The organism is Arthrobacter sp. I3, assembly GCF_000520575.1.
Lineage (GTDB): Bacteria > Actinomycetota > Actinomycetes > Actinomycetales > Micrococcaceae > Arthrobacter > Arthrobacter humicola_A.
The window spans coordinates 49,252-53,415 of sequence record NZ_KI914921.1 but is presented as its reverse complement, the minus strand read 5'-3'; the positions used below and the strand labels follow the sequence as shown (position 1 = coordinate 53,415).

General features: G+C 67.3%; 5 protein-coding genes. All 5 read left to right on the top strand.

Annotated elements, in window-relative coordinates; translation table 11 throughout:
• Nucleotides 1–142: 142 nt before the first annotated feature.
• The 5 genes from Y706_RS0110135 (at nt 143) to Y706_RS30660 (ending at nt 3,904) form a co-directional block, all read left to right on the top strand.
• Nucleotides 143–532, top strand: a complete 390-nt coding sequence (locus tag Y706_RS0110135) for a DUF3499 domain-containing protein (RefSeq protein WP_028276503.1) — start codon at nt 143–145, stop codon at nt 530–532.
• 93 nt (nt 533–625) lie between these two features.
• Complete coding sequence (locus tag Y706_RS0110130; RefSeq protein ID WP_028276502.1) at nt 626–874, top strand: hypothetical protein; 249 nt, start codon at nt 626–628, stop codon at nt 872–874.
• A 156-nt stretch (nt 875–1,030) separates the two neighbouring features.
• Nucleotides 1,031–2,518 (top strand): adenosylhomocysteinase, encoded by a 1,488-nt coding sequence (gene ahcY, locus Y706_RS0110125; RefSeq protein WP_028276501.1) that lies wholly within the window; start codon nt 1,031–1,033, stop codon nt 2,516–2,518.
• A gap of 157 nt (nt 2,519–2,675) precedes the next feature.
• Nucleotides 2,676–3,224: an Ig-like domain-containing protein gene (locus Y706_RS30665; RefSeq protein ID WP_343213048.1), complete on the top strand. Its 549-nt coding sequence runs from the start codon at nt 2,676–2,678 to the stop codon at nt 3,222–3,224.
• Nucleotides 3,152–3,904, top strand: a complete 753-nt coding sequence (locus Y706_RS30660; RefSeq protein ID WP_343213049.1) for a L,D-transpeptidase — start codon at nt 3,152–3,154, stop codon at nt 3,902–3,904. Before Y706_RS30665 ends, Y706_RS30660 begins: the two co-directional genes overlap by 73 nt.
• The last annotated feature ends 260 nt before the right edge of the window (nt 3,905–4,164 follow it).

Sequence of the window (4,164 nt, the reverse complement as noted above, 5' to 3'; positions counted from 1 at the left end):
CCCGGCCCCGCCGCCGCCGCGCCGCGGCACAACCACAGCCGCGCCGCCGCCGCGCAGCGGCACAACCACAGCCGCGCCGCGGCACAACGACAGACGTTTCAATGCGCAGCGCCCGGTCCGAGGGGGAGTAGTCTGTGATGTCGTGGGTGCAATTCGTATTTGTTCTAGGTCTGCCTGCCGCAATTCTGCGGTGGCCACTTTGACGTACGTTTACGCCGACTCTACGGCCGTTCTGGGCCCGCTGGCGACGTACGCCGAACCGCACTGCTACGACTTGTGCGAACAGCACGCCGATTCGCTGACCGTGCCGCGCGGCTGGGAAGTCATGCGGCTCGCGATGCCCGCAACTCCGGCCGGTCCCGGCCCCGACGACCTTCTGGCCCTCGCCAACGCGGTCCGCGAGGCGGCCTCACGTCCGGCTGCGGGGGAGACGGCGAAGGGGCAGCGCACGCTGCACCCGGCGCTGGAGGCACCGGCCCCGGCCGAGGGTGCCCGGCGCGGACATCTGCGCGTCCTGCGCGAACCTTCCTAAGGCGCCAACTGGCGGTAGGGTGGAAACTGCAAAAAGCCGTCAGCCACTCAGCCACCGGCGCCCTGTTGCGGCGCCCATCAGGGAGCGTTCACCATGCCCAAGCTCAGTTCCGAACTGTTGTCTGTCCTGCGATGCCCCGTCACCGGCTCCGGCCTGGTGCAGGAAGGCGACGAGCTCGTCACCGTCACGGCAGATGGCGCCGGGAACAAGCTGCGGTACAAAATCGAGGACGGCATCCCGCTGCTGCTGCCGCCGGAACTGCTGCCCGCCGCAGCGGCGGCCCCCGCTGACCAGCACGACGCGAAGCTGCACGACGCCGCCCCGCGCCACGCCGCCGAATAGCGCGCCCCGCGCCACGCCGCGGAATAGCGGCCCCAAAACGCTGCCGGGCACCCATCGGGGAGGCCCGCGGCACCGAATGACTGCTTAGATCCTGCTTCAATCCAGAATCGCCCAGCTCCAGACACGCAATGCCACCGGCCACAACAAAGGACTCAGATGACTTTCGATTACAAGATTGCGGACATTTCCCTGGCCGAGGCGGGCCGCCACCAGATCCGCCTCGCCGAGCACGAGATGCCCGGACTCATGTCCCTGCGCGAGGAGTTCGGCGCCAGCCAGCCGCTCAAGGGCGCCCGGATCGCCGGATCCCTGCACATGACCGTCCAGACCGCGGTGCTGATCGAGACCCTTACCGCCCTCGGCGCCGAAGTCCGCTGGGCCTCCTGCAACATCTTCTCCACCCAGGACGAAGCCGCCGCCGCAGTGGTGGTCGGCAACGGCACCGTCGAGGACCCCCAGGGCGTCCCCGTCTTCGCCTGGAAGGGCGAGACGCTGGAGGAATACTGGTGGACCGCCCAGCAGATCCTCACCTGGCCAGGCGCCGACGCCAACCCTGAGCTGGGCCCGAACATGATCCTGGACGACGGCGGCGACGCCACCATGCTGGTGCACAAGGGTGTCGAGTTCGAGGCCGCCGGCGCTGTCCCCGCCGCCGCCGAGGACGAGTCCGAGGAAGGCCGGGTGTTCCTCGACGTGCTGCGCGCATCCCTCGAGGCCGACCCGCAGAAATGGACCCGCATCGGCGCCCTCCTGCTCGGCGTCACCGAGGAGACCACCACGGGCGTGCACCGCCTGTACCAGCTGGCGGAGCAGGGCAAGCTGCTCTTCCCGGCGATCAACGTCAACGACTCTGTCACCAAGAGCAAGTTCGACAACAAGTACGGCATCCGCCACTCCCTGCCGGACGGCATCAACCGCGCCACCGATGTCCTGATGGGCGGCAAGGTCGCCGTCGTCTGCGGTTACGGCGACGTCGGCAAGGGCGCAGCGGAGGCCTTCCGCGGCCAGGGGTCGCGCGTGATCGTCACGGAGATCGACCCGATCTGCGCGCTCCAGGCGGCCATGGACGGCTACCAGGTCGCCAAGCTGGAGTCCGTCCTCGGCGAAGGCCACATCTTCATCACCACCACGGGCAACAAGGACGTCATCATGGCCAAGCACATGGCCGAGATGCGTGACAAGGCCATCGTGGGCAACATCGGGCACTTCGACAATGAGATCGACATGGCCGGGCTGGCGCGGGTCCCCGGCATCAAGAAGGTCGAGATCAAGCCCCAGGTGCACGAGTGGGTCTTCGAAGCTGACCCGGCCACGGGCAAGGGCGGCCGCTCCATCATCGTCCTGTCCGAAGGCCGCCTGCTGAACCTCGGCAACGCCACCGGACACCCCTCGTTCGTCATGAGCAACTCTTTCGCCAACCAGACGATCGCCCAGATTGAACTGTTCACGAAGGCCGGCCAGCCCGAGGGCGAGCGGGAATACGAGAACGAGGTGTACGTCCTGCCCAAGATCCTGGACGAAAAGGTCGCCCGCCTGCACCTGGGTGCCCTCGATGTGGAGCTGACCGAGCTGTCCAAGGAACAGGCCGAGTACCTGGACGTCGACGTGGCCGGACCGTACAAGCCCGGCCACTACCGCTACTAGGAACCCTCCCAAAGGGCCCCGGACGAAGGTCCGGGGCCCTTTGCTGTGACCGTTTTGGGGGCGCTTTTGTAACCGGATCGTGGTCGAATCGGGCCGGGGTTCCAAGGTAATTCGCTTATGCTGGCAGGATGACGTGTGGAAACGCCCGGGTCCTGTGATGGCCCTGAAGACCTGGAGTACCGGCCGAAAGATCGCCCTGCTGGGGGTGCTCTGTGCCCTGGCAGCCGGCGGCGGAGCCTTCGCCGCGGCGGCTCCGGGGCTGGCCCAGTCCGGGATTTCCTCCGAGGCCGGATCCCCGGCCCGGACGACGCCGGGACTCGCCGTCCCGGTGGTCGCCCCCGCTGAACTGGCCGTCTCGCCCGCCGACGGTGCCAAGCAGGTCAACCCTGCGGCGCCGGTTTCCCTCAAGGTCACGAACGGCCGGATTGACCGCGTGGCCCTGACGAGCGATGGCGGCGACACCGTTGACGGCACCCTGGGCACGAACGGGTCCGCCTGGACGTCCTCCGGCAACCTGACGTTCAACACGCGGTATAACTTCACGTACTCCGTGGTGGACGACGCGGGACGCGAGACCCACAGCACGCGCGCGTTCACCACCGTCTCGACCGCCAACGAGGCTGACGCCGCCATATACCCCTTGGACGGGATGAAGGTGGGTGTGGCCCAGCCCCTGCAGATCACACCTTCAGCGAGCCGGTCCTGAACCGGACCGCCGTCGAAAAGGCCATCAAAATCACCTCGACGTCCGGCCAGGTGGGTGATTTCCACTGGTTCAACAACAACACTGTCAGGTACCGGCCGGAGGCCTTCTGGGCCGCGAACAGCACCATCACCATGGACATGAAGCTGTTCGGCGTTGAGCTCGGCAACGGGCAGGTCGGCAACTTCAACAAGACGGTAACCGTCCACATCGGGGACAAGAAGGTGGCCGTCGCCGACGCCAAGGCCCATACGTTCTCCGTCAGCATCAACGACAAGCCGGCCGGCCACTGGCCGGCGACCATGGGCGACACCCGGTTCCCGTCGGCACGGGGCTTCCTCGTGTTCATGGAGAAGCACCGTGTGGAGCACATGGATGCCTCCACGATCGGGCTCAAACCGGGGGACCCGGCCTACTACGGCCAGCTGGACGTCAACTACGCCACGCGCCTGACGCCCAGCGGGGAATTCATCCACCAGGCCACGGAGTCCGCGATGCCCTACATCGGCAAGACGAACCTCTCCCACGGCTGTATCGGCCTGGGCCCGGACGGCGCGAAGTGGGTGTTCGACAACATGACCACCGGCGACGTCGTCCAGGTGGTGAACACCGAGGGGGAGTACGCCAACTTCGATGACGGCTTCGGGGACTGGAACATCCCTTGGGCCCAATACGCCAACTGACGGGGTGGCACCTCGCTGAGCCCAATCCTCGGACGGTAGGCTCAGAGCCAGATAAGTTGCGCAGCCGGGCGCAGGCCGGGCAGCGCAGAAGCCTACGGAAGCGAAGCTCCACGTGACTGACAAGAGTCCCACCCCTCCCGACCGGCCGGATCCGCACCTGGATCCGTCGGACGACACCGACGAACCGGCGTTCGACTGGATGAAGCCGGCCGCCGCCGGCAAGCCCACGGCGGGCACGGCAGCCGGCCCGGCAGGATCGG